25 protein-coding genes and 1 tRNA gene are annotated in these 25,193 nt (G+C 61.6%); 5 read left to right on the top strand and 21 right to left on the bottom strand.

The window, feature by feature from the left end:
* Positions 1–25: 25 nt before the first annotated feature.
* Entirely contained in the window at positions 26–1,507 is a 1,482-nt protein-coding gene (gene gltX / locus ACPZMI_RS20465; protein WP_411384076.1) for a glutamate--tRNA ligase, read from the bottom strand.
* A gap of 143 nt (positions 1,508–1,650) precedes the next feature.
* Between gltX and ACPZMI_RS20460 the strand changes: the two genes are divergently transcribed.
* Both ACPZMI_RS20460 and ACPZMI_RS20455 read left to right on the top strand, forming a co-directional pair.
* A complete protein-coding gene (locus tag ACPZMI_RS20460) occupies positions 1,651–2,724 on the top strand; it encodes an HlyD family secretion protein (RefSeq protein ID WP_186666792.1) in 1,074 nt (357 codons plus the stop codon).
* Entirely contained in the window at positions 2,714–4,264 is a 1,551-nt protein-coding gene (locus tag ACPZMI_RS20455; protein ID WP_483407406.1) for an MDR family MFS transporter, read from the top strand. Before ACPZMI_RS20460 ends, ACPZMI_RS20455 begins: the two co-directional genes overlap by 11 nt.
* A 36-nt stretch (positions 4,265–4,300) precedes the next feature.
* Here the strand turns inward: ACPZMI_RS20455 and uvrB are convergent, their stop codons facing one another.
* On the bottom strand, positions 4,301–6,316 hold the full coding sequence (gene uvrB, locus ACPZMI_RS20450) for an excinuclease ABC subunit UvrB (RefSeq protein ID WP_186666793.1): 2,016 nt from the start codon (positions 6,314–6,316) through the stop codon (positions 4,301–4,303).
* A 288-nt stretch (positions 6,317–6,604) separates the two neighbouring features.
* Between uvrB and ACPZMI_RS20445 the strand changes: the two genes are divergently transcribed.
* Together ACPZMI_RS20445 and ACPZMI_RS20440 are read left to right on the top strand one after the other, a co-directional pair.
* A complete protein-coding gene (locus ACPZMI_RS20445) occupies positions 6,605–7,801 on the top strand; it encodes an amino acid aminotransferase (RefSeq protein WP_186666794.1) in 1,197 nt (398 codons plus the stop codon).
* 62 nt (positions 7,802–7,863) lie between these two features.
* Positions 7,864–7,939 (top strand) — tRNA-Asn (locus tag ACPZMI_RS20440).
* Positions 7,940–8,018: 79 nt separating this feature from the next.
* On the opposite strand, the gene ACPZMI_RS20435 is transcribed toward ACPZMI_RS20440, so the two are convergent.
* From ACPZMI_RS20435 to ACPZMI_RS20360, 16 genes are all read right to left on the bottom strand, one after another.
* A complete protein-coding gene (locus tag ACPZMI_RS20435) occupies positions 8,019–8,579 on the bottom strand; it encodes a DUF1285 domain-containing protein (RefSeq protein WP_426352930.1) in 561 nt (186 codons plus the stop codon).
* A 10-nt stretch (positions 8,580–8,589) separates the two neighbouring features.
* Complete coding sequence (locus tag ACPZMI_RS20430) at positions 8,590–9,195, bottom strand: DUF4823 domain-containing protein (RefSeq protein WP_402763520.1); 606 nt, start codon at positions 9,193–9,195, stop codon at positions 8,590–8,592.
* 65 nt (positions 9,196–9,260) lie between these two features.
* Positions 9,261–10,229, bottom strand: a complete 969-nt coding sequence (locus ACPZMI_RS20425) for a GTP 3',8-cyclase MoaA (protein ID WP_186666797.1) — start codon at positions 10,227–10,229, stop codon at positions 9,261–9,263.
* 130 nt (positions 10,230–10,359) lie between these two features.
* The gene (locus ACPZMI_RS20420; RefSeq protein ID WP_065861191.1) at positions 10,360–10,995 is read right to left on the bottom strand and encodes a TetR/AcrR family transcriptional regulator; all 636 of its coding nucleotides are present in this window, start codon (positions 10,993–10,995) and stop codon (positions 10,360–10,362) included.
* Positions 10,996–11,564: 569 nt separating this feature from the next.
* On the bottom strand, positions 11,565–12,347 hold the full coding sequence (locus tag ACPZMI_RS20415; RefSeq protein WP_186721175.1) for a TatD family hydrolase: 783 nt from the start codon (positions 12,345–12,347) through the stop codon (positions 11,565–11,567).
* Positions 12,348–12,385: 38 nt separating this feature from the next.
* Complete coding sequence (locus ACPZMI_RS20410) at positions 12,386–13,372, bottom strand: DNA polymerase III subunit delta' (protein ID WP_426352929.1); 987 nt, start codon at positions 13,370–13,372, stop codon at positions 12,386–12,388.
* A complete protein-coding gene (tmk, locus tag ACPZMI_RS20405; RefSeq protein WP_426352928.1) occupies positions 13,365–13,997 on the bottom strand; it encodes a dTMP kinase in 633 nt (210 codons plus the stop codon). Before tmk ends, ACPZMI_RS20410 begins: the two co-directional genes overlap by 8 nt.
* A gap of 9 nt (positions 13,998–14,006) precedes the next feature.
* Positions 14,007–15,191: an endolytic transglycosylase MltG gene (gene mltG / locus ACPZMI_RS20400; protein ID WP_426352927.1), complete on the bottom strand. Its 1,185-nt coding sequence runs from the start codon at positions 15,189–15,191 to the stop codon at positions 14,007–14,009.
* 3 nt (positions 15,192–15,194) lie between these two features.
* Positions 15,195–16,016 (bottom strand): aminodeoxychorismate lyase, encoded by an 822-nt coding sequence (gene pabC, locus ACPZMI_RS20395; RefSeq protein WP_426352926.1) that lies wholly within the window; start codon positions 16,014–16,016, stop codon positions 15,195–15,197.
* Positions 16,016–17,260, bottom strand: coding sequence for a beta-ketoacyl-ACP synthase II (gene fabF / locus ACPZMI_RS20390; RefSeq protein ID WP_186666803.1), 1,245 nt, complete (start codon positions 17,258–17,260; stop codon positions 16,016–16,018). The genes pabC and fabF overlap by 1 nt, the downstream gene beginning before the upstream one ends.
* Positions 17,261–17,435: 175 nt before the next feature.
* Complete coding sequence (acpP, locus tag ACPZMI_RS20385) at positions 17,436–17,672, bottom strand: acyl carrier protein (protein WP_186666804.1); 237 nt, start codon at positions 17,670–17,672, stop codon at positions 17,436–17,438.
* A gap of 204 nt (positions 17,673–17,876) precedes the next feature.
* Positions 17,877–18,617 carry a 3-oxoacyl-ACP reductase FabG gene (fabG, locus tag ACPZMI_RS20380; RefSeq protein ID WP_054925392.1) on the bottom strand — a complete coding sequence of 247 codons (741 nt, stop codon included), beginning with the start codon at positions 18,615–18,617 and terminating at the stop codon, positions 17,877–17,879.
* 17 nt (positions 18,618–18,634) lie between these two features.
* Complete coding sequence (gene fabD, locus ACPZMI_RS20375) at positions 18,635–19,573, bottom strand: ACP S-malonyltransferase (protein ID WP_288377836.1); 939 nt, start codon at positions 19,571–19,573, stop codon at positions 18,635–18,637.
* Positions 19,574–19,700: 127 nt separating this feature from the next.
* Entirely contained in the window at positions 19,701–20,711 is a 1,011-nt protein-coding gene (gene plsX / locus ACPZMI_RS20370; RefSeq protein ID WP_426352925.1) for a phosphate acyltransferase PlsX, read from the bottom strand.
* 3 nt (positions 20,712–20,714) lie between these two features.
* The gene (gene rpmF, locus ACPZMI_RS20365) at positions 20,715–20,897 is read right to left on the bottom strand and encodes a 50S ribosomal protein L32 (protein ID WP_008096416.1); all 183 of its coding nucleotides are present in this window, start codon (positions 20,895–20,897) and stop codon (positions 20,715–20,717) included.
* Between the two features lie 13 nt (positions 20,898–20,910).
* Positions 20,911–21,438: a YceD family protein gene (locus ACPZMI_RS20360; protein WP_081255215.1), complete on the bottom strand. Its 528-nt coding sequence runs from the start codon at positions 21,436–21,438 to the stop codon at positions 20,911–20,913.
* 95 nt (positions 21,439–21,533) lie between these two features.
* Here ACPZMI_RS20360 and ACPZMI_RS20355 point away from each other — a divergent pair, with 95 nt between their 5' ends.
* Entirely contained in the window at positions 21,534–22,112 is a 579-nt protein-coding gene (locus ACPZMI_RS20355) for a Maf family protein (RefSeq protein WP_411384066.1), read from the top strand.
* 33 nt (positions 22,113–22,145) lie between these two features.
* Here the strand turns inward: ACPZMI_RS20355 and ACPZMI_RS20350 are convergent, their stop codons facing one another.
* The 3 genes from ACPZMI_RS20350 to rluC are packed head-to-tail and all read right to left on the bottom strand — an operon-like array spanning position 22,146 to position 24,787.
* Positions 22,146–23,141 (bottom strand): S49 family peptidase, encoded by a 996-nt coding sequence (locus tag ACPZMI_RS20350; protein ID WP_186666809.1) that lies wholly within the window; start codon positions 23,139–23,141, stop codon positions 22,146–22,148.
* A 2-nt stretch (positions 23,142–23,143) separates the two neighbouring features.
* Entirely contained in the window at positions 23,144–23,824 is a 681-nt protein-coding gene (locus ACPZMI_RS20345; protein ID WP_186707961.1) for an HAD family hydrolase, read from the bottom strand.
* A 6-nt stretch (positions 23,825–23,830) separates the two neighbouring features.
* Complete coding sequence (rluC, locus tag ACPZMI_RS20340; protein ID WP_186666811.1) at positions 23,831–24,787, bottom strand: 23S rRNA pseudouridine(955/2504/2580) synthase RluC; 957 nt, start codon at positions 24,785–24,787, stop codon at positions 23,831–23,833.
* Positions 24,788–25,193: the final 406 nt, after the last annotated feature.

Here is a 25,193-nt window from a genome sequence, read left to right as displayed (position 1 = left end):
CCCACGGCATTGTGTGACAAGCCAATCAGGCAATGTTTGCCAGCAGCTTTTCCCACTCTTTGTTCTCTTTCTTCGACACACCGCCCAGCAGCTCCAGTGCCTGACGCAGACGGTAGCGGGTCAGGTCGGGGCCGAGAATCTCCATGGCATCGAGCACCGACACCGAGCTGGCTTGCCCCGAAATCGCGGCGAACATCAGCGGCATGGCGTCACGCAGCTTCAGCTCCAGGGACTCGACCACCGCCTGGATGCAGCCGGTAATACGCTCCTTTTCCCACTGCCGCAGGCTTTCGAGCTTCCACAAGATCAACTGCATGACCTGACGCACCTGATCGGGCGACAGTTTCTTGTGCTCGAACAGCTTGGCATCGAGCTTGAGGGCGCCCTCGAAGAAGAACCCGCCCAGTGGCGCGATCTGGCTGAAGGTTTCGACACGCCCCTGTACATGCGGTGCGATCTTCATCATGTAGTCGCTGTTGAACGCCCACTTCTGCACGCGCGCAGCAAACTCCTCGACCGGCAGGTCGCGCAGCCACTGGCCATTGAGCCAGGACAGCTTCTCGATGTCGAAGATCGGCCCGCCAAGGGAAATGCGCGACAGGTCGAAATGCTCGACCATTTCTGCCAGGGAGAACTTTTCACGCTCGTCCGGCATCGACCAGCCCATGCGCCCCAGGTAGTTGAGCATGGCCTCAGGCATGAAGCCCATACGCTCGTAGAACGTGACCGAAGTCGGGTTCTTGCGCTTGGACAGCTTGGATTTGTCCGGGTTACGCAGCAGCGGCATATAGCACAGCTTGGGCTGCTCCCAGCCAAAATACTCGTAGAGCTTGATCAGCTTCGGCGCCGACGGCAGCCATTCCTCGCCTCGCAGGACGTGGGTGATGCCCATCAGGTGGTCGTCGACCACGTTGGCCAGGAAGTACGTCGGCAGGCCGTCGTTCTTCATCAGCACCTGCATGTCCATGCGGTCCCACGGAATCTCGACATCGCCACGCAGCATGTCAGGCACCACGCAGATGCCCTCGCTCGGCACTTTCATGCGAATCACGTGAGGCTCGCCAGCGGCCAGTCGACGCTGCACTTCCTCGGCGCTCATCTTCAATGCGCGGCCGTCATAGCGCGGCGTTTCGCCGCGAGCCATCTGTTCGGCACGCATCTGATCCAGCTCTTCGGCGGTGCAGAAGCAATAGAACGCATGGCCGGCATCGACCAGTTGCTTGGCGTACTTGGCGTAGATCTCACCGCGCTCGCTCTGCCGGTAGGGGCCATGCGGGCCGCCAACGTCCGGACCTTCGTTCCATTCGATCCCGAGCCAGCGCAGGGCGTCGAAGATCTGCTGTTCCGACTCGCGGGTCGAACGCAACTGATCGGTGTCTTCGATACGCAGGATGAACTCGCCGCCGTGCTGCTTGGCAAAGCAGTAGTTGAACAGGGCGATGTAGGCGGTGCCGACGTGGGGGTCGCCAGTGGGCGATGGCGCGATACGCGTGCGAACGGTGGTCATGGACAGTCTCGGACGAAAGATGAAACAAAGGCGAGATGTTAGCAGGGTGCGGGCATCGGGCTCCAGCAATGGCGCTATCGTCACTTGTGGCGGTGCATTGCCGAGCTGTTAAATTTGCTTACATTTCTGGAACGATAGTCCCTATGCCTGCTCAACTCAAACGCCGCCTGCTGATCTTTCTCGCCTTGGTGGTGCTGATCGCCCTCGCCTTTCTCGCCCATTGGTACTTCAAGGGGCGCTTCTACGAAAGTACCGACAATGCCTATGTGCAGGGTGAGATCACACGCATTTCCAGCCAGCTTGGTGCGCGGGTCGACGAGGTTCTGGTAGAGGACAATCAACACGTCATGCGAGGCGACCTGCTGGTCCGCCTGGAGGTCGCCGACTTCCAGCTGGCGGTCGAGCGCGCCCGGGCGGCACTGGCGACGCGAGAAGCCGAGCGTGTCCAGGCGCAAAGCCGACTGATCCAGCAAGACAGCTTGATCGCCGCCGGTCGAGCCCAGGTGGCCGCCAACCAGGCCACTCTCGATCGCTCGCGCCTGGACCTCAATCGTGCCGAGGCCCTGCGCAAACCCGGGTTCGTCTCGGAAGAGCGAGTCACCACCCTGTCTGCAGAAAACCACGTCGCCCGCTCCCAGGTCGACAAGGCCCAGGCCGACCTGCAGAGCCAGCGCCAGCAGATAGATGCACTGACGGCCGAACTCAAGCGCCTCGATGCACAAATTGCCAACGCCCGAGCAGACCTGGCACAGGCAGAACTCAACCTTACCCGCTGTGAAATCCACGCCCCCATCAGTGGCACCATCGGTCAGCGCAGCGCCCGCAACGGCCAGGTGGTACAGGCCGGCGCCTACCTGCTGTCGATCGTGCCGGACGAAGACATCTGGGTGCAGGCCAACTTCAAGGAGACCCAGATCGGCAACATGCATCGGGGCCTGCGTGCCGAACTGACCTTCGACAGCTATCCCGACACCCCGATCGAAGGCCGTGTCGATAGCCTGTTCGCTGCATCCGGGGCGCAATTCAGCCTGCTGCCACCGGACAATGCCACGGGTAACTTTACCAAGGTGGTACAACGCATTCCGGTCAAGCTGACCTTTGCCGCCAATAACCCCTTGCATGGCCGTATTCGCCCAGGCATGTCGGTAACCGCCACCGTCGACCTGCGCGACACGGCCGATCAGGCAGAGCGCGGCGAGCCCCACGATGGTCGGTGATCAACTGCTGCGACCGACCGCGGAGCCGAGCAGGCGCGACTGGATTGCAGTGATGAGCGTGATGCTCGGCGCATTCATGGCAGTGCTGGACATTCAGATCACCAACTCCTCGCTCAAGGATATCCAGGGAGCACTGTCTGCCACCCTGGAAGAGGGCTCGTGGATCTCGACCTCCTACCTGGTGGCGGAAATCATCATGATCCCGTTGACCGCCTGGCTTGTGCAGCTGCTTTCCGCCAGGCGCCTGGCGGTGTGGGTGTCGCTCGGTTTCCTGGCGTCCTCGTTGTTGTGCTCGATGGCCTGGAACCTGGAAAGCATGATCGTGTTTCGCGCCCTCCAGGGCTTTACCGGCGGCGCCCTGATTCCGCTGGCCTTCACCCTGACCCTGATCAAACTGCCCGAACACCATCGGGCCAAGGGCATGGCAATGTTCGCCATGACCGCGACCTTCGCGCCCTCCATCGGGCCGACCCTGGGCGGCTGGCTCACCGAAAACTGGGGGTGGGAATACATCTTCTACATCAACATCCCGCCGGGGCTGGTGATGATCGCGGGCCTGCTCTACGGGCTGGAGAAGAAAGAGGCGCACTGGGAGCTGCTCAAAAGCACCGATTACGCCGGCATCGTCACCCTGGGGGTCGGCCTGGGTTGCCTGCAGGTGTTCCTGGAAGAAGGTCATCGCAAGGACTGGCTGGAGTCCAGCCTTATTGTCGGCCTGGGTACCATGGCCCTGCTCTGCCTGATCACCTTCGTCATCCTCCAGCTTTCCCGAGCCAATCCCCTGATCAACCTGCGCATCCTCGGCAACCGCAACTTCGGCCTGTCGAGCATCGCCAGCCTGGGCATGGGTGTGGGGCTTTATGGGTCGATCTATCTGCTGCCGCTGTACCTGGCGCAGATCCAGGGCTACAACGCCCTGCAGATCGGCGAGGTGATCATGTGGATGGGTATTCCACAGCTGTTCCTGATTCCGCTGGTGCCGCAACTGATGAAGGTCATTGCACCCAAGCTGCTCTGTGCACTGGGGTTTTGCCTGTTTGGGGCTGCCAGCTTCGGCTCGGGAGTGCTCAACCCGGACTTCGCAGGGCCGCAGTTCAACCATATCCAGATCATTCGTGCACTTGGGCAGCCAATGATCATGGTCACCATCTCGCTGATCGCCACGGCTTACATTCAGCCTCAGGATGCGGGCTCGGCCTCGAGTCTGTTCAACATCCTGCGCAACCTGGGTGGCGCCATTGGTATCGCCTTGCTGGCCACCTTGCTGGATGCACGGACCAAGGTGTATTTCGACTACCTGCGCGAATCAGTGGTCCCGAGCAACCCGCAAGTGGCGGAGCGACTGGCCCAACTGGCCGAACGGCTAGGCAGTGACAGCGCAGCACTGGGGCGCTTGAGCGAAATCACCCACCAGCAGGCACTGATCATGGCCTACAACGATGCGTTCCACCTGGTAGGGATCGGTTTGGCAGTCAGCATGGTGGCAGTACTGCTGACACGCAAACTGCCACAGGGGCTGAAGGCCGGGGAGGCACATTGACCAGTATCCCGGCCGCTTCTGCACCGATGCGCGCGCTCAGCTGGCAATAAGCCGCTCACGCAACTGCCCGATCTCATCGCGCAACTGAGCGGCGGCCTCGAACTCCAGGTCGCGGGCCAGCTGGAACATCTTCTCTTCCAGCACTTTGATGCGCTTGGTGATCTCGCCAGGGGTCTGCAGCTCTGCCTCGTAGCGCGCAGCCTCCTCCGCCGCCTTGGCCATGCCCTTGCGCTTCTTGCTGCGCGCACCGGGCACCGTGGCACCTTCCATGATATCGGTGATGTCCTTGACCACCCCCTTGGGCACGATGCCATTCGCTTCGTTGAACGCGACCTGCTTGTCCCGACGCCGCTCGGTCTCGTCGATCGCCCGCTGCATGGAGCCGGTCACCTGGTCGGCATAGAGGATCGCCTTGCCGTTGAGGTTACGTGCTGCGCGGCCGATGGTCTGGATCAGCGAACGCTCCGAACGCAGGAAGCCTTCCTTGTCGGCATCGAGAATGGCCACCAACGACACCTCCGGCATGTCCAGACCCTCGCGCAACAGGTTGATGCCCACCAATACATCAAAGGTGCCCAGACGCAGGTCTCGGATGATCTCCACACGCTCCACGGTGTCAATGTCCGAGTGCAGGTAGCGCACACGCACATCATGATCTGCAAGGTAGTCGGTAAGGTCCTCGGCCATGCGCTTGGTCAGGGTCGTCGCCAGCACCCGCTCCCCCACCGCCACTCGCTTGCCGATTTCCGACAGCAGGTCATCCACCTGGGTGAGGGCTGGACGCACCTCTACCTGAGGATCGACCAGACCGGTCGGCCGTACCACCTGCTCGACCACGCGCCCGGCATGCTCAGCCTCGTAGGGGCCGGGTGTCGCCGAGACGAAGATGGTCTGCGGGCTGACCGACTCCCACTCGTCGAAGCGCATGGGCCGGTTATCCAACGCCGATGGCAGACGGAAACCGTATTCCACCAGCGTCTCCTTGCGAGAACGGTCGCCCTTGTACATGGCGCCAACCTGAGGAACGCTGACGTGTGATTCATCGATCACCAGCAACGCATCGGCAGGAAGATAATCGTAGAGCGTCGGCGGCGGTGCCCCAGCCGGGCGGCCGGACAGATAGCGCGAGTAGTTCTCGATACCGTTGCAATAGCCCAGCTCCAGGATCATCTCCAGGTCGAAGCGCGTGCGCTGCTCCAGACGCTGGGCCTCCACCAGTTTGTTGGCCTTGTTGAGGTACTCAAGCCGCTCGCCGAGCTCCTCCTTGATGCCGTCCACCGCCTCGAGCAGGGTCTCGCGCGGGGTCACATAGTGGCTCTTGGGGTAGAAGGTGAAACGCGGCAGCTTGCGGATCACTTCGCCGGTCAAGGGGTCGAAGGCGGCGATGTTCTCTACTTCGTCGTCGAACAGCTCGATACGGATGGCCTCGAGGTCCGATTCGGCCGGGAAGATGTCGATCACGTCGCCACGCACCCGGAAGGTGGCGCGGGCAAAATCCATCTCGTTTCGGGTGTATTGCAGGTCGGCCAGCCGGCGCAGCAGTGCGCGCTGGTCGAGCTTGTCACCGCGATCGACGTGCAGAACCATCTTCAGGTAGGTTTCCGGGCTGCCCAGACCATAGATACACGACACCGTGGTGACAATGATCGCGTCGCGCCGCTCAAGCAATGCCTTGGTCGCCGACAGACGCATCTGCTCGATGTGGTCGTTGATCGAGGCATCCTTCTCGATGAAGGTGTCCGACGACGGGACGTAGGCTTCCGGCTGGTAGTAGTCGTAGTAGGAGACGAAGTACTCTACCGCGTTGTTCGGGAAGAACGCCTTGAACTCGCCATACAGCTGAGCAGCCAGCGTCTTGTTCGGCGCCAGCACCATGGTCGGGCGCTGGACCTGCTGAATGACGTTGGCGATGCTGAAGGTCTTGCCGGAGCCGGTCACCCCGAGCAGGGTCTGGTGCGACAGCCCCGCCTCGATACCCTCGACCATCAGGCGAATGGCCTCGGGCTGGTCGCCGGCGGGCTGGAATCGGGTGACGAGCTGGAACTCGGACATGACGGGACCTCGTGGATGTCGCGGCAACTGTAAATTTAGCCAGTAGTCTATACGCAAAAAGGCGCGCCGGGGTGGCCTTCGCCGCTGCAGATGTGAACGCTCATTGCAGTGGACCCGGCAATTCGACCAATGGTCGAAAAATATTTGCGCAAAGCGCCTGAAAACCTGTGCCAGAGTGTCGCAGTGACCGGTCGGTATCACTATACTGACTCCCCGTTTGCACCGCTTCAGTGCACTGGGCTGGAGGGTGCATCTCCTATCACTCTCCTATTCAGAGCCAAGGTAACAATGAGCCTGTTTTCCGCTGTCGAGCTGGCACCCCGCGACCCCATCCTGGGCCTCAACGAAGCATTCAACGCCGACCCACGTACCGACAAGGTCAACCTGGGCGTCGGTGTCTATTGCAATGAGGAAGGCCGCATCCCGCTGCTTCGCGCGGTGATCGAAGCCGAAACCCAGCGTGTCGCCCAACATGCCTCCCGCGGCTACCTGCCGATCGACGGCATCGCCGCCTACGACCAGGCCGTGCAGAAACTGCTGTTCGGCGCTGAATCCCCACTGCTGGCTGCAGGCCGCGTAGTGACCGTGCAGGCTGTCGGCGGCACCGGCGCACTGAAGATCGGTGCCGATTTCCTCAAGCGCCTTTCGCCGAACGCGGTCGTCGCCATCAGCGATCCGAGCTGGGAAAACCATCGCGCCCTGTTCGAGACTGCAGGCTTCCCAGTACAGAACTACCGCTATTACGACGCACCGAGCAACGACGTCAACCGCGCCGGCATGCTCGAAGACCTGAACAAGCTGCCCTCGGGCTCGATCGTCGTCCTGCATGCCTGCTGCCACAACCCGACCGGTGTCGACCTATCGCTCGACGACTGGAAGAACGTGCTGGAAGTGGTCAAGGCAAAGGGCCACGTACCGTTCCTCGACATGGCCTACCAAGGCTTTGGCGACGGTATCAGCGAAGATGCCTTCGCCGTGCGCCTGTTCGCCGAGTCGGGCCTGGAGTTCTTTGTCTCCAGCTCGTTCTCCAAATCGTTCTCGCTGTATGGCGAGCGCGTTGGCGCACTGTCGATCGTCACCGCCTCGAAAGACGAGAGCACCCGCGTGCTGTCGCAGGTCAAGCGCGTGATCCGCACCACCTACTCCAACCCGCCGACCCACGGTGCAACCATCGTCGCCACCGTGCTCAACAGCCCGGAACTGCGCCAGATGTGGGAAGCCGAGCTGGGCGAGATGCGTGAACGCATCCACGGCATGCGCAAGCAGATGGTCTCGCTCCTGGCCGAGTACGGCGCCAACCGCGACTTCAGCTTCGTCGGTCGCCAAGTCGGCATGTTCTCCTACTCAGGCCTGACCGTGGAACAGGTCGCGCGCCTGAAGAACGACTTCGGCATCTATGCGCTGGACACCGGTCGCATCGCCGTGGCCGCACTGAACCAGAGCAACATCCACGTGGTCACCAAGGCCATCGTCGAAGTGCTGTAACTGCTTGATTTGCCAGGGGGCGGCTTGACTTCCCCTTGGCATTCAGTAAGATACGCGCAGATTCCGCGATAGCTCAGTCGGTAGAGCAAATGACTGTTAATCATTGGGTCCCTGGTTCGAGTCCAGGTCGCGGAGCCAGACACTGAAAAACCTCCAGATGCGCAAGCACTGGAGGTTTTTTGTTTTCCGGGATCAGAAAGATCGTCGCAAGATGCGCTCAGTGGTCGCGCCCGATAGGGTAGAACACCCCACCACTCCAAACCCCCAACCACTCCTCGCCATCGATCACCCGCGGCACTGCAAGCTCCACCAGTTGGTAGAACACATTGCGGTGGATGAGCGCTTCGAGGTTGCTGCGCATCAGCAGGTAAGGCGATGGCTCATGCGTTGTCGGATCGGTCTCTACTCGAATAGGGTGATCAGGACCGGCTTCGACCTGATCCTCGACATTGCTGGTGAAACGCAGGACCTGCTGCTCACCACTACCCTCCACTTCCAGGCTGACCGCCACAAACGGCGCATCATCGACACGAATGCCGACCTTCTCCACAGGCGTTACCAGGAAATAGTCATTACCGTCGCGACGAATGATGGTCGAGAACAAGCGCACCATCGGCTTGCGCCCGATCGGCGTCCCCAGGTAGTACCAGGTGCCGTCGCGGGCGATGCGCATGTCGATATCGCCGCAGAAATCAGGGTTCCACAGATGCACGGGAGGCAGGCCCTTGTCCTTGGGAATCTGCGCCAGAAGATCGTTGGCCTTGCCCGTACCTGTCATCACCCGTTCCTTACCGACTCATTCCCAGGAGGCTACGAGCGTACTCGCGCATGGGTGCCGCGAGCAAATCCTGCGGCGTGTTGTCGTGGAACGTCAACAAACCGCCACGGCTCTTGATTCGCGCGGTATCGATCAAGTAGCGAGTGCTGGTTTCGATCAGCATCATCTGCACTACACCGGTGTCCCAGCCAAGGCGGTCCACTGCCTGCTCGTCGTACCATTCATCGCCATTACCAATGCGGTCGTCGGTACGAGCGAAACGGGTATAGAGCACGTAATGGGCGCCCACCGAACGCGCCTCGGCGATGGCGTCCTCCAGCCCCAACGGCGCCCTGGCGCGACGCACCAGCGGGAAATACTCGACGAAGCTCTTGAATGCCTCTTCGGCGACGGCATTCTGCTGCGGCACCGGGCCTTTTCCAGGCGGAACGAAAGCGCCCTGACCAATGAAGATGAACGAATCAGGCTGCAGCCGGACCGACAAGGTTCGAGTGGTATCACTGTGATCGAGCAGACCGGCGTCGCTCATCTGATAGCGAACACCTTCGCCCATGTCGCTGACTTTCATGCAGCCGCTCAACGCCATCAGCGCCAGCAGCAAGACCAGGCTACGCATCTTTCCTCCAGTGACCGGTGACGAAAAACCGGCGAATAGCCGCCAGATGCAGCTTTTGCGCCAGCTCAGCCGCCGATCACCTTCATCACGGTCACACCACCCGAGAACGCCAGCTCCTGCTTGTCCGCCAGGGCCTTGACCAGCAGCCGCTGAATCACCGGAAGCGCCTGGTGACGCGGCTTGTCGAGCAGGTCGCCGATAAAGTGACGATTCCCCGAGGACAGGCAGCCATGCAGCCAGCCGGTAGACGACAAGCGCAAACGCGAGCAGGTCCGGCAAAACGGCACGCTCTCGTTGGCAATCACACCAAAGTGACCTTGGCCGGGAATCTGGTAGCGCAGGGCCGTCGCATCCAAGGCCGCTGGCGCCTGCTGGAAGTGATATTGATGGCCGATCAGTGCCAGCAATTGCTCGAGGCTGACGAACTGACGCAGGAATGCATTCGAATCAAGCGCCAGATGGCCCATGCGCATCAACTCGATAAACCGCAGTTCGTAGCCTCTTGCCAGGCAGTAGTCGAGCAGCGGCACCACCTGATCGAGGTTGTGTCCGCGCATCGGCACCATGTTGACCTTGATACGCATACCCGCTGCACTCGCCTCCTCCATGCCCCTCAGCACGCTGGCCAGGTCGCCGCCCCGGGCAATGCTGCGAAACGCGGTCGGGTCAAGGGTGTCGAGGGAGACATTGAGCCGGTCGATACCTGCCGCGCGCAACACGGCCAGCTTGCGACTCAACAACTGGCCGTTGGTGGTCAAGGCGATATCCTTGAGCCCCAAGCCACCGACAATCTTCAGGAACGGCTCCAGGCGAGGGCTGATCAACGGTTCGCCACCGGTAATGCGCAGGCGCTCGATACCTGCGGCATCGACCAGATAAGCCACCCCGCGCGCCAGCGCATCGGCGCAGAGCTCATCCTGTGCAGCCACCAGGCGCTTGCCATCGGGCACGCAGTAGCTGCAAGCATAGTTGCAGGCAGCCGTCAGGCTGACGCGCAGGTTGCGAAAACGCCTGCCTTGACGATCGACGATCATGGATGACTCCGGCATGAGAAAAAGCGAGCCGGCAAAACTTGACTCAAAGATCAAGTTTTTGCAAGCCCTGTCGCCGAAGCGGGCGTGGCTGGCGGAGCCTGCCCATCATGGACAGTACCCCGCAGGGGTTTCAGGCTGCCGGTTCCGGATCGCGCTTGCGCTTGTTGCCCATGCGCACGCCGATGTCCATCAGGAACTGGAAGAAACCTTCCTGATCCTCGAGAACGTTACTCCAGAACGGCGAGTGATACAGCGCTACAGCGCCATGCACCAGCGCCCAGGCAGCACAGTAGTGGAAGTACGGCGGCACATCCTCGAGCTTGCCTTCGCTGATACGCCCCTTGATCAACTGGGTCAGGCGCTCGAAATTGGAGGCGCGGATACGGTGCAGTTCCTCGACCATCTCCGGCACTTGGTTACCCTTGACCACCTTCTCTTCAAGACGGTCGAACAAGCGGTAGCGCTGAGGATCACGCATCCGGAACTCGAAGTAGGCACGCGACAGGGCTTCCTTGTCGCGGTCGACGTCGTCCGAATGCAACAGCGCATTCAAGTCACGCTCGTAGTCGAGCATCAGGCGCAGGTAGATCTCCGCCTTGGACTTGAAGTGCTTGTAGATCGTGCCTTTGCCGATACCGACAGCGTCGGCGATCATCTCGACGGTGACACTGTCTTCACCCTGTTCGAGAAACAGCTTGAGCGCCGTGTCGAGGATTTCTTGCTCGCGGCGGCGAAACTCACGGACCTTACGAGGTTCTTTCTGCATAGGAAGGACTGGATGACAATCGAAGCAGATTATTATGCCTAACTTGCGGCAAATTGCACGGATCATCCAACCATATCTATGTTTCATGATGAGTTTGCATGCAAACCGTGCCTGTCCGGCTTGAATCGCATGAGTGCGTGCGACGCCCCGCGCCCGGCTGACTCTCGCCTGCAATCGACGCAGCACGGCTCGCCAAGGCCACCACGCTCATCGAATTGCGCACGTCGGCACGAAGAAAGCGTACGAGTCGCGCACTCTTCAACCTTTTAACCGCACCTCTATACAAATCGGCACCTGATAGGCACAAATTCACCCAGAGTCCGCCCAATGCCATGCCCTGATGGCCCATTGGCTGTCAGGTGTATTCCAAATCTGTTTAAAAAACGACCAACTGGCGCTGGCAGTGCGAGGATACTCGCCAATACTTGAAGTGTTGGCGCGGCGCATCCCCCCAAGTGGCGCGCCGATAAAGGTGCCCAGGGACCGCGTACCTTTGTTTTACTCCTAATGGTCTTAACCCGGATTCCTCCCCCAGAACCCGGGTTTTTTTTGCCCGCCCCGCCTTATCATCAGGCGACGCGCGCCAACGGGAACAGGCGCTTGAAGTTGGCGGTCGTCTGCTCGGCCAACTGCGCATAGCTCACCCCCCGCAACGATGCGATGTACTCGGCGACCTCACGCACGTACTGCGGCAGATTGGGCTTGCCGCGATACGGGATGGGCGCAAGGTACGGCGAGTCGGTCTCCACCAGCAGGCGCTCGACAGGCACCTGGCGTGCAACCTCGCGCAGGGCATCGGCGTTGCGGAAGGTGACGATTCCGGAGAGCGAGATGTAGTACCCCAGATCGAGTGCGGCCTTGGCCATGTCCCAGTCTTCCGTGAAGCAGTGCAGCACACCCGCCTGCGGCAGGCTGGCCTCGCGCAGCAGCGCCAGGGTGTCCGCCCGCGCCGCGCGAGTGTGAACGATCACCGGCTTGCCGGTCTGCCGGGATGCCTCCAGGTGCAGGCGGAAAGATGCCTGCTGCAGCTCGGCGGCCTCCGGCTCGTAGTGATAGTCCAATCCGGTTTCGCCGATAGCCACCACGTGCGGGTGGGCCAGCTCACGCAGCAGCCACTCCAGCGCAGGCGTCTCCCCCGGAGCCAGGTCGAGGGGGTGCACGCCTACCGAACAGTCGACGTCGGCGTACTGCTCGCTCAGGGCCTTGACCGCCCCGGCGTTCTCGGCGCTTACGCCGATGCATAGAAAATGCCCGACTCCACGCTCGCGAGCCGCCTGCAGTGCGGCATCGAGCGAGCCGGCATGGGCGCTCAGGTCAAGTCGGTCGAGGTGGCAATGGGAATCTACGAGCATGGAATGAGAGCACACATGAAAATAAACGATGGGGGGAATCAGCGCGCGGCCAGCATCTGCAGCCAATGGGCCAACAGGGCTTCGAGCAGCAACACGCGATTGAGGTTGGCCTTGCCCTGCACTTTCTGGCGCTGTTCGAGAATCCAGGCCTGGAGCTCGAGCACCCTGCCCTGCCTGCTCTTCTGCGCAAGGTATTGTACGACCTTGCGCATGTCGGCCAAGCCTAGCCCGTCCTCGTCCTGGGTCAATTGATAGCGCAGGATCAGGTGCGACCAGTCGCAGAACCAGTCGAACAGCAACAGCAGCGGCACATTGCTCCAGGCTTCAGCCAACTGAGAGGGCGATTGCTGCTGCTTGATCAGCTTCTTCACCCCCTCGGTGACCAGCGCGCGCTGCTCGCGCACACCCTGGGACTGCAAGGTGACGGCCATCAGTGGCGATCCCGCCGCCAGGGTCAGCAGTTCGTCACGCTCGACCTGATCGAGCTCCGGCAGGGCCGTCGCCAACCAGGCGTGACTCTGCGCAAGCGTCGGCTGGGCACAGGCCACCTGCTGACAACGGCTCTTGATGGTAGGCAACAAACGGCTGGGCTGATGGCTCACCAGCAGCAGCACGGTATCGCCCGAAGGCTCTTCGAGGCTCTTGAGCAAAGCGTTCGAAGCATTGACGTTCATCGCTTCGACCGGCTCGATCAGCACCACCTTGCGCCCGCCCAACTGCGCAGTCTGCACCACGAACGAAACCAGATCTCGCACCTGGTCGACCTTGATGGGCTTGTCGGCCTCTTCCGGCTCCAGCACGAAGTTATCGGGGTGGCTGCCAGCCTTGAGCAACAGGCACGACTTGCATTGCCCGCAGGCATCCACGCCATGCGGCTGCTGGCACAACAGGCGAGCCATCAGGCGTTCGGCCATGGCTCGCTTGCCGATGCCCTGCGGCCCGTGCAACAGGTAGGCATGGGCATGCTGGCTGCGCCCGGCCAACTGCTGCCAGAGCGCTTGCTGCCAGGGGTAGGCCTCAGCCACGGCAACGCTCCAGGATACCTGGCAGCAATGCATCGATGGCGCGCTGTACCGCCTCGAGCGACTGCCCGGCGTCCAGCAGGCTGTAGCGCTGTGGTGCCTGGGCTGCGCGTTGCAGATAGGCCTGACGCACCGCCTCGAAGAATGCCTGGCCCTCCTGCTCGAAGCGATCCAGGCGTCCGCGAGCGGCAGCACGGGCAAGGCCGACTTCCACTGGCAGATCGAAGACCAGGGTCAGGTCCGGGCGCAGCTCACCCTGAACGAAGTCTTCCAGCACCGCGATGCGCTCCACCGGCAGGCCACGCCCACCACCCTGATAGGCGTAGGTGGCATCGGTAAATCGGTCGCACAGCACCACGGCGCCCCGCGCCAGCGCCGGGCGAATGACCTCGGCCAGATGCTGGGCGCGTGCAGCGAACATCAACAGAAGCTCGGTGTCGGCCGCCATGGCTTCGTCGCTGGGAGCGAGCAGCAACTCGCGGATACGCTCGGCCAACGGCGTACCGCCAGGCTCACGGGTCATGACCACATCCACGCCCTGCTCACGCAGGCGCGCGGCCAGGTACTCGCGGTTGGTGCTCTTGCCCGCGCCTTCGGGGCCTTCCAGAGTGATGAACAAACCGCTCACGGGCATTCCTTACTGTTTTTCGGTGGGCGCCGGCGCCTGTTCGGGCGCGGGCTCTTCGGCGGACTGGGTTGGTGCGCCTTCAAGGGGTTCGCCGGACCGAGGCGAGGCTTCAGTCGGCGGCTCGGCGTCCGGTGCCTTATCGACCGTACCCTGCAGGGCTTGTGGTGCTGGGCTGGAGCGGTAGTCGGCGCGGCGCTTGAGCTGATACTCGCGCACAGCCGTATTGTGGTCGTCCAGGTCATCGGAGAATACGTGGCTGCCATCGCCACGCGCGACGAAATACAGGCTGGTACCGTCTGACGGATTCAGGGCCGCGTGAATCGCTTCGCGCCCGACCATGGCGATCGGTGTCGGCGGCAGGCCGGTCATGGTGTATGTGTTGTAGGGTGTCGGTGCACGCAGGTCGGCACGCGTGATCTTGCCGTTATAGCGCTCACCCATGCCGTAGATCACTGTAGGGTCGGTCTGCAGCATCATGCCCAAGCGAAGGCGGCGCACAAATACACCTGCGATCTGCCCTCGCTCCTGGGGGATACCGGTTTCCTTCTCCACCAGCGAGGCCATGATCAGCGCCTGGTAGGGATCACGGTATGGCAAATCGGTTACCCGGTCTGCCCACTCCTTGGCCAGCACCTCCTCAAGGCGCATGTAGGCTTGCTGCAACAGCTCCACATCGCTCATGCCGCGCACGAAGCGGTAGGTGTCCGGGAAGAAACGCCCCTCAGGGAACACACCGGTATGCCCAAGCTTGTCCATCACTTCAGTATCGGACAGCCCGTCGAGGGTGTGCTTGATCTTTTCATGCCTGGCCACGGCCGAGCGCACCTGGCGGAAGGTCCAGCCCTCGACCAGGGTGAGGTTGTACTGCACCACATCACCACGGCGCCAGGCATCGAACAGCGCTTCGACGGTCATGCCGGGTGTCAGGCGGTATTCACCCGTGTGCAGTGCAGTGCCAGCCATGTTGAAACGCCAGTAAAGTCGCAACCAGAAGGCGTCGTCGAGCAACCCTTCACTCTGCATGCGGTAGAACATGCGGTTGGGGTTGGTGCCATTGGGCACATCGAGCAGGCGCTCTTCGGTGACATGCAACGGCTGCTCCAGGACCGAGTTGACCTTCCAGGCCGACCAGCCTACGGCCAGGCCGGCAAGGATCAGGCCCATTTCCAGCAGCAGCAGGATTTTGCGTCTCACGAATCAGGTATCCAGTAACGTACGGGCAACGGCCTGCAGTTTACGGGTGAGCGGCCCGGCCGGCCAGTCGAGGTTGAGCGCAGCGAAGGTGCGCACAGGCCAAATTCCATACACGCTATTGCAGACGAACACTTCATCGGCCGTCTCCAGATCGGCTTGCACGAGGTCAGCTGTTCGGACCTCGATACCCAGCGCCGAGGCTTCGTCCAGCAGCGCAGCGCGCATGACGCCTGCCACGCCGCAGCGGCTCAGGTCGGCGGTCAGCAGCACGCCATCGCGGACCAGGAACAGATTACTGTAGACCCCTTCGATCAGGTGCCCTTGCACATCACGCATCAAACCCTCGGCGCAGGCAGGGTCCTGCCATTCGGCGCGAGCCATTACCTGCTCCAGACGATTGAGGTGCTTGAGCCCGGCCAGCAGCGGCTGCTGCGCAAGACGGGTCTGGCAGTCGAACAGCCCGATCCCCTGCTCCGCGTTGGCCACGGGATAAGCAGGCATTGGACTGCCCTGGAGAATGCGTCGGGCCACAGCTTCGGAGGCGGGCGCATAGCCGCGCTGGCTATCACCGCGAGTGACGATCAGTTTGGCTACGCCTTCACCGAGCTGGCTGGCGTAGCGCAGCAACTCGTCGCGAACACACGCATGATCGATATCGATCGCAAGCCGCTGACAACCCTGCTTGAGTCGATCGAGATGTCGCGACAGCAGGCTGGGCCTGCCGCCGCGCACGGCGATAGTCTCGAACAGACCATCGCCGTAGGCCAGGCCGCGGTTCTGCAGGTTGACTGCAGTCGCCGGCTGGCCATCGATCCAGCTGTGCATCAATCGGCGAACCGGCGGAATACCAGCGAACCGTTGGTACCGCCAAAGCCGAAGGAATTGGACAGCACGACATCGATCGGCATGCTGCGCGCCTGGTGCGGCACGAAGTCCAGGTCGCAACCTTCGTCCGGCTCGTCCAGGTTGATGGTCGGCGGCGCCATCTGGCTGTTGATCGCCAACACGCTGAAGATCGCCTCTACCGCACCGGCAGCCCCAAGCAGGTGACCGGTCATCGATTTGGTCGAGCTGACGGCCAGCTTGTAGGCGTGCTCGCCGAACACACGCTTGATGGCCGCCACTTCGGCGATATCGCCAGCGGGGGTCGAGGTGCCGTGGGCGTTGATGTAGCTGACGTCTTCAGGCTTCACACCCGCATCGCGCAGGGCGTTGACCATGCAGCGTGCAGCGCCGTCGCCGGTATCCGGTGGCGACGTCATGTGGAACGCGTCCCCGCTCATGCCGAAACCGACCAGTTCGGCATAGATGGTCGCGCCACGTGCCTTGGCATGTTCAAGCTCCTCCAGTACCAGGGCGCCGGCACCATCGGACAACACGAAACCATCACGCCCCTTGTCCCACGGACGGCTGGCACGGGATGGCTCGTCATTGCGAGTCGAAAGTGCCCGCGAGGCGCCGAAACCGCCCATGCCCAGGCCGCACGCGGCCATTTCCGCACCACCGGCGATCATCACGTCGGCCTCGCCATAGGCGATATTGCGTGCGGCCATGCCGATACAGTGAGTACCGGTGGTGCACGCGGTGGAGATCGCATAGTTGGGGCCCTGCAGACCCAGATGGATCGACAGGAAGCCGGAGATCATGTTGATGATCGAACCCGGCACGAAGAATGGCGAAATCCGGCGCGGCCCTTGCTCGTGCAGGGTACGGCTGGTGTCTTCGATATTGGTCAGGCCACCGATCCCCGAGCCCATGGCCACGCCGATGCGCTCGCGGTTGGCGTCGGTCACTTCCAGGCCAGCATTGCGCACCGCCTGGAAACCGGCCGCCAGGCCGTACTGGATGAACAGGTCAAGCTTGCGAGCTTCCTTGGCCGACAGGTACTGCTCGACCTCGAAGCCCTTCACCGAGCCGCCAAAACGGGTGGAGTAGGCACTCAGGTCCGTGTGTTCGATCGGACCGATGCCACTGCGGCCAGCCAGAATGCCCTGCCAGGTGCTTGGTACATCAGTACCCAGTGGCGACAGCATACCCATACCGGTGACCACGACGCGTCTACGCGACACAGCACTCTCCTTTTCTAATAACAGAGTCTCTTGCGATTGCACTCAGCACGGCCGAATGAAATGGCAACAGGCTCTCGATTGCCCGGTGAATGACGCCAATGGCTCGCAAAGAAAAAACCGCACGCCGGCAAAGGCAGTGCGGTTTTTCCCGACAAGAAGCGTCGACTGAAACGTCTTAGGCCTTGTGGCTGTTGACGTAGTCGATTGCAGCTTGAACGGTAGTGATCTTCTCGGCTTCTTCGTCAGGGATTTCGGTCTCGAATTCCTCTTCCAGAGCCATCACCAGCTCAACGGTGTCAAGCGAATCGGCACCCAGGTCTTCAACGAAGGAAGATTCGTTCTTGACTTCCTCTTCCTTGACGCCCAGTTGCTCGGCGACGATTTTCTTGACGCGTTCTTCGATGGTGCTCATACCTAGTTTTCACTCCTAATGGACATATGTCAGGCAGCTGGCCGGTGACCAAGTTTATAGGAAGACGCCTGCTTTTCAAGCGTAACGCGCCTTCACGAGAGACACCCGGCCTGCCACCTGGAATCTGGTTGCAGCTTTATAACGGATTTTAGGCTCGCAGTATGACTGTTTTTTTAAGCAATCCGTCACATTGAGTTGCTGATGTTACATGTACATCCCGCCGTTCACTGGCACGGTAGCGCCAGTGACATAGGCTGCGCCGTCGGATGCCAGGAAGGAAACCACTTTCGCGATCTCCTCGGCCTGACCCAGGCGGCCCAGCGGAATCTGGGTCTGCAGCGCTTCACGCTGCGCCTCGGGCAGCTCGCGGGTCATGTCGGTATCGATGAAGCCCGGGGTGACCGAGTTTACAGTGATACCGCGCGAACCCACTTCACGCGCCAGGGCACGGCTGAAGCCTTCGAGGCCCGCCTTGGCAGCAGCGTAGTTGGCCTGGCCGGCGTTGCCCATGGCCCCGACGACCGAACCGATGCTGATGATACGACCCCAGCGCGCCTTGGTCATGCCACGCAGCACGCCCTTGGACAGACGGTAAAGGCTGTTGAGGTTGGTGTCGATGACATCGAACCATTCTTCATCTTTCATGCGCAGCATCAGGTTGTCGCGGGTGATACCGGCATTGTTGACCAGGATCGCCGGCGCACCGAACTGCTCGGTGATCGCGGCCAGCACGGCACTCACGGACTCTTCGCTGGTGACATTCAGCTCAAGACCGGTACCGGTGATGCCATGCTCCTTGAGGGTCTCGGCGATGCGCTGGGCACCCGAAGCGGAAGTGGCGGTACCGATTACGGTCGCGCCCTGGCGGCCCAGCTCCAGGGCGATGGCCTGGCCAATACCACGGCTGGCGCCGGTGACCAGTGCAACTTTACCTTGCAGGCTCATGCAAGTTTCTCCAGATATCAGGCCAGCGCCGCACGGGTGGCGGCGACGGCGTCAGGGGTATTGAGGTTGTAGGTGGTGACGCCATCGGCGCAACGCTTGTTCAGGCCAGCCAGGACCTTGCCCGGGCCGCACTCGACCAGGTTGACCGCACCGCGGGCCGCCAGGGTCTGCACACACTCCACCCAACGTACCGGCTGGTACAGTTGCGCCAACAGGTCGTGCTTGAGTGCGTCGAGATCGGCCGCAACGGCGGCGGTGACGTTCTGCACCACCGGAATCTGCGGGGCCTTCCACTCGATGGCGTTGACCGCTTCGGCAAAACGCTTGGCCGCCGGCTTCATCAGCGCGCAATGCGACGGCACGCTGACCGCCAATGGCAGCGCACGCTTGGCGCCCTTGGCCTTGCACAGCTCGATCGCACGATCGACCGCCGCCTTGTTACCGGCGATCACGACCTGGCCCGGGGAGTTGAAGTTGACCGCACTGACCACTTCATCCTCGGCCGCCTCGGCGCAGATGGCAACCACATCGGCATCATCCAGGCCGAGAATCGCAGCCATGGCACCGTGACCCGCAGGCACAGCCTCCTGCATCAGCTGACCACGGCGCTCGACCAGACGAACGGCGTCCTTGAGCGACAGGCTGCCAGCCGCGACCAGGGCACTGTACTCACCCAGGCTGTGACCAGAGACCAGAGCAGGTTGCGCGCCGCCCTCTTCCAGCCACAGACGCCAGAGGGCGATCGAGGCCGTCAGGATGGCCGGCTGGGTCTTGTCGGTTTGATTGAGTTGTTCTTCCGGACCTTCCTGGACCAGCTTCCACAGGTCGTAGCCCAGAGCCTCGGAAGCTTCCTTGAAGGTCTCGACGATTACCGGCTTTTCAGCACCGAGCTCGGCGAGCATGCCCAGCGACTGGGAGCCTTGACCAGGAAAGACGAATGCGAGGGATGCAGACATTGAACAAGCCCTTATGATCTTGTCGTCGGATAGGGTGCGCCCCACCAATGGCGAGGCGCGGAATCTGAAAACTTGGATGGAAACGCAGACCAAGCGGTCACATTTAACCACTTCATCGCCAATATGCCTAAAGCAACAGGTCTTCGAGACGACCATGCAGCCGCTGCGGCAGATTTTCCTGGATCTCGATCAGCGCACGCTGAATCGCACTCTGCAAACCTTGCACGCCCGCCGAGCCATGGCTCTTGATGACGATACCCTGCAAACCGAGAAAGCTTGCGCCATTGTGTCGCGCCGGCGCCAGGTCGGCCTGCAGGCGCCTGAGCAACGGCATCGCCACCGCCCCGGCTGCACGGGAAAACAGCCCCCCCTTGAACAGCGCTTCTATACGCGCCCCGATCATGCTCGCCAGCCCTTCGCTGGACTTGAGCAGGATATTGCCGACGAAGCCGTCGCACACCACCACGTCGGCCTCACCGCGATACAGACCATCGCCTTCGACAAAACCGATGTAGTTCAACCCACGGGCATTGTGCAACAGACTGGCCGCCAGCTTGACCTGCTGGTTGCCCTTGATGTCTTCGGTACCGACATTGAGCAGCGCCACGCGCGGGCGCTGGACCCCCAGCGCCTGAGCCGCCACCGATCCCATCACGGCGAACTGGTAGAGGTTCTCGGCACTGCAATCGACATTGGCACCCAGATCGAGCAACTGACAATAGCCAGCCTGGGTTGGAATCGCCGCCACCATGGCGGGGCGATCGATGCCCGGCAGCGTCTTGAGGACAAAGCGCGACAGCGCCATCAGCGCCCCGGTATTCCCGGCGCTCACACAGGCCTGCGCCTTGCCGTCGCGCACCAGCTCAAGGGCGACGCGCATCGACGAATCAGGCTTGCCGCGCAACGCCTGCGAAGGCCGCTCGTCCATGCCCACCACCTCGCTCGCCGCGACGATTTGCAGGCGCGCACGATCGGCAGCTGCAAGGCCACTGACAAGTTCTTCAAGGAGAGAGGGTTGACCGACAAGGGTCAGGTGCAGCGAGGGAGTAGCCGAAAGGCAGGCAATGCTAGCCTGGACAATGCTGCGGGGACCGAAGTCCCCGCCCATTGCGTCGATCGCGATGATCTGAGCGGACAAGGATTACTCGTCAGCGCCCTTGTCGATCACTTTGCGACCACGGTATACGCCTTCTGGCGAAACGTGGTGGCGCAGGTGTACTTCACCGGTGCTCTTCTCTACGGACAGCGCGTTTTCCGACAGGGCGTCGTGCGAACGGCGCATGTCACGGGCAGAGCGGGATTTTTTGTTCTGCTGAACAGCCATAATTGATTAACTCCTAAACGTTTGGGTCACGCTTTAACTGCGCCAAGACACTGAACGGGTTGGACCGCGATACCTCGTCCTTGCTCGATTCGGGCTCGTCTGCGCCCGCCGGCTGCTGGCATTCTTCCGGATGATGAGCAGGCACGATAGGGAGGGCGAGCAACAGCTCCTCCTCGATCAGCGCCTGCAGATCCAAAGGATCTTCGCCCAGTTCCAGCACGTCATAGCCTTTCGGCAACGACTGGGTATTCGCACCCTCCTTCACCACGGCGTAAGTACATTCGCTGTGAATCGGCAGGGTGACCAGCTCAAGACAACGCTGGCAAACCATTTTGACTTCGACGTTCAGATCGCTGTGGATAACCACAACGTGCTGCTCGTCTCGCTCAAAATCGAACTTCGCCTGCACCGTACCGACATTATCGGAAAGCGGGTCGCAGAGTCTTTCCAAATCAGCGAGTTGCAGCGAACCTTGGAGGGTTACGCCACGATCGGCCAATTTGCGCGGGTCAACGTGAGGTGGAATCGGGTCATTCAACATAGGCGCAGCATTCTAGGGATGCCCCCCGCCCCTGTCAAAGGAAATTAGGCGGCATCACGCATGTTAGAATCGGTTCAATTGCGAAGGAGTCTACCATGCTTCCCCTGCTGCTTGCTTCAAGCTCCCCCTACCGGCGCGAACTGCTCCAGCGCCTGCGCCTGCCTTTCACCTGGGCAAGCCCCGATATAGACGAAAAGCGCAACGCCGAGGAGCCTGCCACCGAACTGGTCCGTCGCCTGGCCCGACAAAAAGCCGAAGCCTTGGCAAACAGCCATCCGCAACACCTGATCATCGGCTCGGACCAGGTCGCTGTACTGGGCGAGCAGATCCTTGGCAAGCCGCACACCTTCGAGCGCGCCTGCGAGCAATTGCTGGCCGCCAGCGGGCAGCAGGTCACCTTCCTGACCGGCCTCGCCCTGCTCAACAGCAGCACGGGACAATGCCAGGTAGACTGCATACCGTTCACCGTAACCCTGCGCGAACTGGACCGCGAACGGGTCGAGCGCTACGTGCAGGCAGAACAGCCCCTGGACTGCGCAGGAAGCTTCAAGGCGGAGGGATTGGGGGTGACACTGTTCCAGAGCACCCACGGCTGCGACGCGACGAGCCTGATCGGGCTACCGCTGATTCGCCTGGTAGACATGCTGCACGCAGAAGGTGTGCAGCTACCCTGAAAGAGGGGGCTGCCCGGCAGCCCCGCTCATGACTCAACGCAGGGATGGCCCCTGGAAGCCCATGTACATGGCCAGGCGCTCGGCGACGCTGGCACCGATACGCTTGGAGAAGCGGTCGAACGGCGATTCCTGCACCGTGAAGTCCACCAACTCTTTCTCGCCGACGATGTCACGCGCCACGTAACTGGCACTGCCCAGTCCATCGATCAAACCCAGCGCCTTGGCCTGCTCGCCCGACCAGATCAGACCACTGAACAGCTCTGGGTGCTCCTTGTCTTTCAGACGCTCCCCTCGGCCCTGCTTGACCATGGCGATGAACTGATTGTGCGTGGTATCCAGCACGCCCTGCCAGAACGCAGTCTCTTCAGGCTTTTGCGGCGAGAACGGGTCGAGGAAGGCCTTATGCTCGCCAGAAGTGTAGGCACGACGCTCCACACCGAGCTTTTCCATGGTTCCGACGAAGCCGTAGCCGGCCGCAGTCACGCCAATGGATCCGACCAGGCTGGCCTTGTCGGCGTAGATCTCATCCGCCGCACTGGCGATGTAGTAGGCACCCGAGGCACCAAGGTCGGTGATCACTGCATACAGCTTGATCGCCGGATATTCGGCGCGCAGGCGACGAATCTCGTCATATACATAACCCGCCTGCACCGGACTCCCGCCCGGACTATTGATACGCATCACCACAGCCTTGGTCTTGGCGTCCTTGAACGCGTCACGCAGGCTCTTGATGATATTGTCGGCACTGGCAGCTTCCTGGTCGGCGATCACCCCGCGCACTTCCACCAAGGCGGTATGATTGGCACTGCGCGAGGCCGTACTCTCCATGTCCATCAGCGGCGAGAACAGGAACAGGAGACCGAACAGGTAGAGGAAGGTCAGCAACTTGAAGAAAATCCCCCAGCGCCGCGCACGACGCTGCTCCTGAACACCTGCCAGGAGGGTCTTCTCGAGCAGCTTCCAGCTCTTGCGCTCTTCCTTGTCCTGCGCTGCGCCCTCGGGCTCAGGGGCTTTCCACTCGTCAGCCATGCTCACCTACCTTGAAATTGAAGCCGCGCGGGACCAGCCAGCCACTCACGCAACTGTGAAAAATGCTCGACGCACACCTGCGGCCCAAACTCGCTCAGCGCCTGCAGCGACATCGCGCCATAACCCACGGCAACCGAGTGCATGCCCGCATTGCTGGCCATCTGCAGATCGAATGCCGAATCTCCGACCATCAGCGCGCTGCCAGGTTCGACCTGGCAATGAGCGAGAATTTCCTCAAGCATCAACGGATGAGGCTTGCCGCGGGTTTCGTCAGCGGCACGAGTGATATCGAAATACCCCTCCCAGCCATTGGCCTTGAGCACCCGATCCAGCCCGCGACGCGCCTTGCCAGTGGCCACCGCCAGACGATACCCCTCACCGCGAAAGGCTTCGAGCGACTCCACCACCCCGTCGAACAGCGGTGACGGCTGCTGATCCAGCGCTGTGTAGATATCCGCGTAGTGCTGGCGGAAAACCTCGAGCTGCCGGGCGTCCAGATGCGGATAGAGCACCGAGATCGCCTCGCTCAGGGCCAGACCAATGATGCCCTTGACCGCGGCGTCGGCACTGGGCGCCTCGCCGGCACGCTCGGCAGCGGCATTCATCGCCTCGACAATGCGCCCGATGGAGTCGGCCAAAGTGCCATCCCAATCGAAGATCAGCAGCTCGTAGGGTTTGCTCATGACAGGTCAGGTCGCACTCAGGCGCTCCACGGTCTTGGCCCACATCTCGTCCACCGGCGCCTCGAGCTTCAATTCGCCACCATCCGGCAGGGGCACGGTCAACGCATAAGCGTGGAGGAACAGGCGTTTGCCCCCCAGATCACGAATTTCGCGACTGAAGTCTTCATCGCCGTACTTGCTGTCACCAGCGATCATGTGCCCGGCATGAAGCGTGTGCACACGGATCTGGTGGGTGCGACCGGTAATCGGTCGCGCCTCGACCATCGTGGCGAACTCACCGAAGCGGCGCAGCACACGGAAAAGCGTCAACGCCTCCTTGCCCTCTTCGTCTACCTCGACCATGCGCTCTCCCGAGCGCAGGTTGCTTTTCTGCAGGGGCGCATTGACCTGTTTCTTCGAGGTTGGCCAGTGCCCGCGCACCAAAGCCATGTAGCGCTTGTCAACGCCATCGCCGCGCAGGGCTGCGTGCAGGTGACGCAGCATGCTGCGCTTCTTGGCGATCATCAGCAGCCCCGAAGTGTCGCGGTCCAGTCGGTGCACCAGTTCGAGCTCCTTGGCATCCGGACGCAACTGACGCAGCGCCTCGATCACCCCGAAACTCAGGCCACTGCCGCCGTGAACGGCGATACCGGCAGGCTTGTTCATCACGATCAGCGCCTTGTCTTCGTAGACGATCGCCGCCTCCAGCCGCTGCAACAACCCCTGCGCCACGGGAGCAGGCTCGTCGCGCTCGGGCAATCGGACAGGCGGCACGCGCACGATGTCACCAGCCTGCAGCTTGTATTCGGGCTTGATGCGCCCCTTGTTCACCCGCACCTCTCCCTTGCGCAGGATGCGATAGACCAGGGTCTTGGGCACGCCCTTGAGGGCCGTGATGAGGAAGTTGTCGATGCGTTGGCCGGCAAGTTCCGGCGCGACTTCGATCAGCTGAACGCCGGAAGTCGGGGGATTATTGGTCGTCATTGCTGGATCATAACAATTTTTTATGGAATTGAAGCACTTAATGATTACTGCTATAGTCGCGAACGCCGCCAAAAGCGGTAGGTCAGTACCGCACGGTTTCGAACCGGCCCTGACCAACGCAATTCTCGAGGACGCGAGGCCGTCCGACGGGGTTTTCGCCAGTTTACCGAAATGCCTGGAATCGCCACCAGCGCCGAGCAGAGAAGAACGAAAAAAAACGACAAGTGCGGTGTTTCACCTCTCTCCTGTTCTTTTTCGCATGCCCCTGCCCCGCCTCGTCGCTTCCGTGCAGCGCCTGGCGAATGCTTCGGAAATACCTGCCTTGGACATGAATGGCGCCAGCCCAGAATCTGCGCTGGCGAAAAATGCAACCCGTTGCGGATTCAGCGCGCGGCAGCACCCGAAT

Origin of the sequence: Pseudomonas wayambapalatensis (assembly GCF_049942315.1) — a bacterium.
GTDB classification, from domain to species: domain Bacteria; phylum Pseudomonadota; class Gammaproteobacteria; order Pseudomonadales; family Pseudomonadaceae; genus Aquipseudomonas; species Aquipseudomonas wayambapalatensis.
The sequence above is the reverse complement of the archived record's forward strand: the minus strand, read 5'-3'. Positions and strand labels throughout refer to the sequence as shown.

Bases quoted from the DNA above. Each gene is read 5' to 3' on its own strand.
- gltX (WP_411384076.1), bottom strand. From the start codon at position 1,507: ATGACCACCGTTCGCACGCGTATCGCGCCATCGCCCACTGGCGACCCC.
- ACPZMI_RS20460 (WP_186666792.1), top strand. From the start codon at position 1,651: ATGCCTGCTCAACTCAAACGCCGCCTGCTGATCTTTCTCGCCTTGGTG.
- ACPZMI_RS20455 (WP_483407406.1), top strand. From the start codon at position 2,714: ATGGTCGGTGATCAACTGCTGCGACCGACCGCGGAGCCGAGCAGGCGC.
- uvrB (WP_186666793.1), bottom strand. From the start codon at position 6,316: ATGTCCGAGTTCCAGCTCGTCACCCGATTCCAGCCCGCCGGCGACCAG.
- ACPZMI_RS20445 (WP_186666794.1), top strand. From the start codon at position 6,605: ATGAGCCTGTTTTCCGCTGTCGAGCTGGCACCCCGCGACCCCATCCTG.
- ACPZMI_RS20435 (WP_426352930.1), bottom strand. From the start codon at position 8,579: ATGACAGGTACGGGCAAGGCCAACGATCTTCTGGCGCAGATTCCCAAG.
- ACPZMI_RS20430 (WP_402763520.1), bottom strand. From the start codon at position 9,195: ATGCGTAGCCTGGTCTTGCTGCTGGCGCTGATGGCGTTGAGCGGCTGC.
- ACPZMI_RS20425 (WP_186666797.1), bottom strand. From the start codon at position 10,229: ATGATCGTCGATCGTCAAGGCAGGCGTTTTCGCAACCTGCGCGTCAGC.
- ACPZMI_RS20420 (WP_065861191.1), bottom strand. From the start codon at position 10,995: ATGCAGAAAGAACCTCGTAAGGTCCGTGAGTTTCGCCGCCGCGAGCAA.
- ACPZMI_RS20415 (WP_186721175.1), bottom strand. From the start codon at position 12,347: ATGCTCGTAGATTCCCATTGCCACCTCGACCGACTTGACCTGAGCGCC.
- pabC (WP_426352926.1), bottom strand. From the start codon at position 16,016: ATGCACAGCTGGATCGATGGCCAGCCGGCGACTGCAGTCAACCTGCAG.
- acpP (WP_186666804.1), bottom strand. From the start codon at position 17,672: ATGAGCACCATCGAAGAACGCGTCAAGAAAATCGTCGCCGAGCAACTG.
- fabG (WP_054925392.1), bottom strand. From the start codon at position 18,617: ATGAGCCTGCAAGGTAAAGTTGCACTGGTCACCGGCGCCAGCCGTGGT.
- fabD (WP_288377836.1), bottom strand. From the start codon at position 19,573: ATGTCTGCATCCCTCGCATTCGTCTTTCCTGGTCAAGGCTCCCAGTCG.
- rpmF (WP_008096416.1), bottom strand. From the start codon at position 20,897: ATGGCTGTTCAGCAGAACAAAAAATCCCGCTCTGCCCGTGACATGCGC.
- ACPZMI_RS20360 (WP_081255215.1), bottom strand. From the start codon at position 21,438: ATGTTGAATGACCCGATTCCACCTCACGTTGACCCGCGCAAATTGGCC.
- ACPZMI_RS20355 (WP_411384066.1), top strand. From the start codon at position 21,534: ATGCTTCCCCTGCTGCTTGCTTCAAGCTCCCCCTACCGGCGCGAACTG.
- ACPZMI_RS20350 (WP_186666809.1), bottom strand. From the start codon at position 23,141: ATGGCTGACGAGTGGAAAGCCCCTGAGCCCGAGGGCGCAGCGCAGGAC.
- ACPZMI_RS20345 (WP_186707961.1), bottom strand. From the start codon at position 23,824: ATGAGCAAACCCTACGAGCTGCTGATCTTCGATTGGGATGGCACTTTG.
- rluC (WP_186666811.1), bottom strand. From the start codon at position 24,787: ATGACGACCAATAATCCCCCGACTTCCGGCGTTCAGCTGATCGAAGTC.